We start from the raw sequence: 5,380 nt of genomic DNA, 5'->3' as shown, positions 1-5,380 counted from the left end.
TAGCTTATTTATATTAATCTATTATTTTATAAAAAACTTCTTGGGCAAATAGAATAGGTACATTTTTATTTCTTTCAAAAATATCTTTATAATTTTCTATGGGTACCTTTCTTTCTCCTACATAAGGGGATACTTCTATTGTAAGTCCTGGCTTTTGATAATTTTCAATAAACCAATCCTTATATCCGTTCCCTATTACAGGACCTTCTTCTGATTCTAAATCATATCCTGTTTCCTTAGATATTTTCTTAGCAATAGATAAATCTCTTTCTATATCTAATTGATTATATTGCCAGAAAATCACCTCTCCTGATGAATGATATGAAATTGTACCATCAAAGTTGTATTTTTCTGTTAAACATTTTAATGCATATGTCTCTGGTTCTGAAAAATAATATGGACCTTTATATGATTTATATGCTGGAGATGTTACAGAATCTGATGATGGATACATTGTTGGATAATTTCTATTTAAATCTACTCCATTAATATTTGCCTTCCAACATGGAAATAAACTTTCTTTTAAATATGGTTTATCTTTATATTCCTTAGATACAAACTTCCCTCCGTTAATTACTAAATTTGCACCATCTGGGTTAACTAACGGCACAAAAACAAATGTTACATATTTTAAAAGATTACGTATACTCATATTGTTTATACTATAATCTATCTCATATAAATTTAATAGATAATTAATTTGATCAAGTAACAATATAGTAGTAATTGCTTCTCTAGCATGATGAGTTGCTTGAATTAATATTTTTGTACTACCTCTACCTATTTTAATAGATAATATAGGTACTCCTTGTACCGATTCCCCTATTTTATTTACATATAATAATCCCTTATTGTATTTACCTAGTTTATATATGGCTTTATTAACATATTTTGAAAAGTAACTAGATTGATATAAATTTATATAACTTTTATAACATCTGTTTACCACAGTATCCTCCTTTTTTTCATTACTATTACTTTATAATTTGTTTTTTTGTATATAGTAAAATATGCAAAAATACCCTAAGATGATTAAAAATCATTTTAGGATATTTAATAAGGTTTAATTATATAAAAATTTCGCTTCTCTCATTTCACCAACGATATATCCCTGCTGCCCCTACGGATACATCCATTGCTCAAAAATAAAGGTTTACCTACATACTATGCAGATAAACCTTCATTTTATAATTCGTCACTTGTTGTCATTTCTTCAATTATACTTCTATTTGTAATTTTTTCTTCTACTTTATCAAATATCTTACTAAATAATCTTCCGTATATAGCCCCAAATACATTATTTACTATACGGAATATTATAGCTACTTCTAATCCTAAAATTGATACTGCTGAATTTAAACCACCAAACGTGTTAAATACAGTTTGCCATTTATATGTTGCAGAGAATCCAACCATAATTCCACCTAACATTCCTATTAATGATGTAAAGTTTTTTGGTAATATAAAGTATAGAATACAATACATTATACATCCCACAACAGCAAATGGAACTCTTTCTTTACAACGAGTATCCATTCTATCTTTATATGGTTGAACTATTGACATACATGCAAAACCTATCCACATTGTTCTTGGTAGATTTAATAAATCACCTATTAATAACGCTGAACATATTGCAAGTGTTAATTTTAGTTGCCACTTAGTTCTATCGTTATTAAAATTAACATCTTTTATAACATCAGAAAGTTTGTTTTCAAACTTTACTTTTCTTTGCTTTATATAAAATACTCCAGCTACTATAATACCACCTAATGCTAATCCACATACACGACTTATATATACATTTATATTATCAACTTGGTATCCATATAAAAGTAAATATGATAATACTAATATTGATTGATTAGATAATACCACATTATGGCATGATAATATAACTATAGCCATTATTGAAATAAAGTTTATAACAAATTTTACTATTGGTGTTGATATACTTGCTAAATGCGGTCCAACCATAAATATACAGAATATCCCAAATAACGTAAATGCTGATTGTTTAGCATCAAAATCTAAATTTGAAAATCTAAAAGTTAGTAATGAAAGAACTGTTACAACTCCTACTACACTATTTTCATTACCAAAAATATTACTAAAAGAAGATACTACAAAAATACAAAATAAAAGACATAATATATTCTTAAGAACAAAGGCTGTTATATACTTTTGTTTTAATTTTTTATCTTCCGTTTCTTTAATTAAAGGTTTTAAGTTAATTGCTCCTAACTGCATTGCTTGATAAAAGCTCATTATACACTCTCCTATTCATTTTGACTCATTTTTTGATTTGCCTTTTCTATACAAGACATTAATTCAAAAAAATCTTCGTCACCCAATTTTCTACGTAGCTCATAAATTGGACTTAAATAATATTCGTATATTTTATCTACTTTTTCTCTACCTAGCTCTGTAATAGAAACAAAATAGCTTCTTTTATCTCTTGGATCTTTGGTTTTAACTACATATCCTCCTTGATTTAAGCTATCTATTACTCTACTTATAATTGTTTTATTCACACCCATAATTTTACTAAGGCACATTGGGGTTAAGCCTTCTTCGTGAGTTATAAGCTGTGATAACAAATCTAAATGTTGTGCTGGTATTTCATACTCTTTAGTAGCTCGATGTATAATCATTCTTGAAAATAAGCTTATTTCTTGCATTTTTTCTATCATATATATCCAATTTAAGTCATCCACCTTTATTCACCACTTTCTAAATCGACTGACTTTATATAATATTCATTATAGTTAACTTTGTTAACTATATTTTATCTGTTTTTTTTCATTATGTCAACTTATTTGTAATCATATAATTGTTTTTTCAGTGTTTATATTGTATTTTCTATTATTGTATTAATTAAAAAAGGTACTGAACTAAAAAGTCCAATACCTTATAAATTCTAAATTTTAAGATCCTACTATAGTTCCTCCATTAGGATGAAGAACTTGACCAGACATATATCTTGAATCATCACTTGCCAAAAATACATAACTAGTTGCAACTTCAAATGGTTGACCTGCTCTATCCATAGGAACTGAACTAGTTCCACTTCCAAAAGTTTCAACTTGTTCAGCAGAATATGATGCTGGAATAAGAGGAGTCCAAATAGGTCCTGGTGCTACTGCATTTACTCTTATTCCTTCCTTTATTAACGACTGAGAAAGAGATCTAGTAAATGTTAATATTGCACCTTTAGTAGCGCTATAATCAATAAGTAAAGGCTCGCCCTGATATGCAGTAATAGATGTTGTGTTGATTATTGCTGCTCCCCTTTTTAAGTATTTAAGTGCTGCTTTAGTCATATAAAAGAAAGGATAAACATTAGTTCTAAAAGTTAAATCTAATTGTTCAGATGTAATATCTAATATACTATTTTGTACAAATTGTACTGCATGATTATTTACTAATATATCTATTTTACCAAAACATTCTATTGTTTTCTCAACAACTATCTTAGACATTTCTTCATTTTTTAAATCTCCTGGTACTAATAAACATCTTCTTCCTATTTGTTCTACAAAAGCTTTTGTTTCACATGCATCTTCTTCCTCATTTAAATATGAAATAGTAATATCTGCACCTTCTTTAGCAAATGCATATGCTATAGCTCTTCCAATACCACTATCACCACCAGTAATAATAGCTACCTTTCCTTGTAATTTCCCACTCCCCCTAGAGTATGGATTGTTTGATATTGGTCTAGGCATCATTATATACTCAAGTCCTGGTTGACACTCTTGATGTTGGGGTGGAAATTGCACTTTTACATCTTTACACTCTTCTTTAACTCCTAAGCTTTTATAAACTGGATACATATAACACCACCTTTAAATTATTTAAATATTTACTTTAATATAATTTATATTAATAATGAGTAGTATTTATAATAATTTTTATAAAAAAGTACTCTTACTTAATAAATAAGAGAACTTTTTATCTTTGTATTTTTACAATGAAATTTGTTCTAGATTATCTCCAGTAACAACTAATACATCTCCATCTTCGATAATTGTGACTCCTTTAGGTACTATAGTTTTTCCTCTTCGCTTTATCATAAGTATTAAAATATCCTCTGATATATCTGCATCTGCAATACTTTTGTTTACCAGCTTACTATCAGGAGTAATATTTACTTCTATTAATTGTCTATCTATATCACTTGCATAGTCATTAAACGTTTTTAATACTAAAGTATTATTATCAACTAAATCAAGTTTTTTAGCAAATTTAGGAAGTAATGTTCCTTGAATTGATACTGAAAATAGTGCTACGAAAAAAACAATATGAAAAATATCATAGGTCATATTAACACCATAAGTCGTTGCATATATGGCAAAAACTATAGATGCAGCTCCTCTTAACCCAACCCAAGAAATGAATAACTTTTCTTTTATTGAATATTTAAACGGATATAATGTTATAAATGTAGCTACTGGTCTAGCAACAAGAATCATAAATATAGAAATAGATACTGATATACCTATTATGTTAATGAACTTTGATGGAAATGATAACAGACCCAACATAAAGAATAAAACTATTTGCATAATCCAAGAAATACAATCAAAGAATTGAAACAAGCTTTTTTTATAAGGTAGATGGCTACTATTTCCAATGATTATCCCTGACATATAAACACTTAAGTACCCATTACCACCTAAGGATTCACTTAATGAATATGATAATATGGCTATCGCTAATATAAATATTGGATAAAATCCTTTTATTTCAAACTTTAAATTTTTTATAAAAAATATAGTACACTTTGCTAGTAATATCCCAACTAATAATCCAAATACAATTTGTTTTATTACCATAGGAAATAACATAGATATCCCTTTATTATCCATAAGTAATAATATTGATAATGTAGCCATATAAGCAACTGGGTCATTACTACCACTTTCAACTTCTAATAAAGGCGCAAGTGAGCCTTTTAAATTTAACTTCTGTGAACGTAGTATTGCAAATACTGATGCTGCATCTGTAGATGCTACCACTGCACCTATAAGTAATCCTTCTAATAATGTAATTTTTAGTACAATATGTGAAAATAATCCGGTAAGAGTTGCAGTTATTATTACCCCTAAAGTTGACATAAGTATCGATTGGAGGGCTGATGGCTTTGCCATTGACCAATTGGTTCCAAATCCACCATAAAACATTATAATAACTAATGCAATTGAACTTATCTCTTTGGTTAATTCGTAATCTGAAAAATATATCCCCACAATACCATCAGATCCAAATATCATTCCTAATCCAATAAAAATAAGTAGTATTGGAACTCCAAATTTATAAAGTACTTTACTTGAGGTTATTGAAATTAAAAGTACTAAACTAGATATAATCATTAATT

5 protein-coding genes are annotated in these 5,380 nt (G+C 27.9%); all 5 read right to left on the bottom strand.

Annotated features, from left to right (window positions below; genetic code table 11):
* Positions 1-13: 13 nt before the first annotated feature.
* Positions 14-949, bottom strand: coding sequence for a M14 family zinc carboxypeptidase (locus Q5F54_RS10140; RefSeq protein WP_302334357.1), 936 nt, complete (start codon positions 947-949; stop codon positions 14-16).
* A gap of 236 nt (positions 950-1,185) precedes the next feature.
* On the bottom strand, positions 1,186-2,268 hold the full coding sequence (locus Q5F54_RS10135) for an FUSC family protein (RefSeq protein ID WP_281537751.1): 1,083 nt from the start codon (positions 2,266-2,268) through the stop codon (positions 1,186-1,188).
* Between the two features lie 11 nt (positions 2,269-2,279).
* Complete coding sequence (locus tag Q5F54_RS10130; RefSeq protein ID WP_071121390.1) at positions 2,280-2,717, bottom strand: MarR family winged helix-turn-helix transcriptional regulator; 438 nt, start codon at positions 2,715-2,717, stop codon at positions 2,280-2,282.
* Between the two features lie 210 nt (positions 2,718-2,927).
* A complete protein-coding gene (locus Q5F54_RS10125) occupies positions 2,928-3,836 on the bottom strand; it encodes an SDR family oxidoreductase (protein WP_071120284.1) in 909 nt (302 codons plus the stop codon).
* Positions 3,837-3,968: 132 nt separating this feature from the next.
* A partial coding sequence (locus Q5F54_RS10120) for a potassium/proton antiporter (RefSeq protein WP_302334356.1) occupies positions 3,969-5,380 on the bottom strand: 1,412 nt, incomplete at its 5' end.

It is taken from the genome of uncultured Romboutsia sp., assembly GCF_958366745.1.
Classification (GTDB): Bacteria; Bacillota; Clostridia; order Peptostreptococcales; family Peptostreptococcaceae; genus Romboutsia; species Romboutsia timonensis.
Note: the sequence above shows the minus strand (reverse complement) of the source record. Positions and strands in the feature narration are given on the sequence as shown.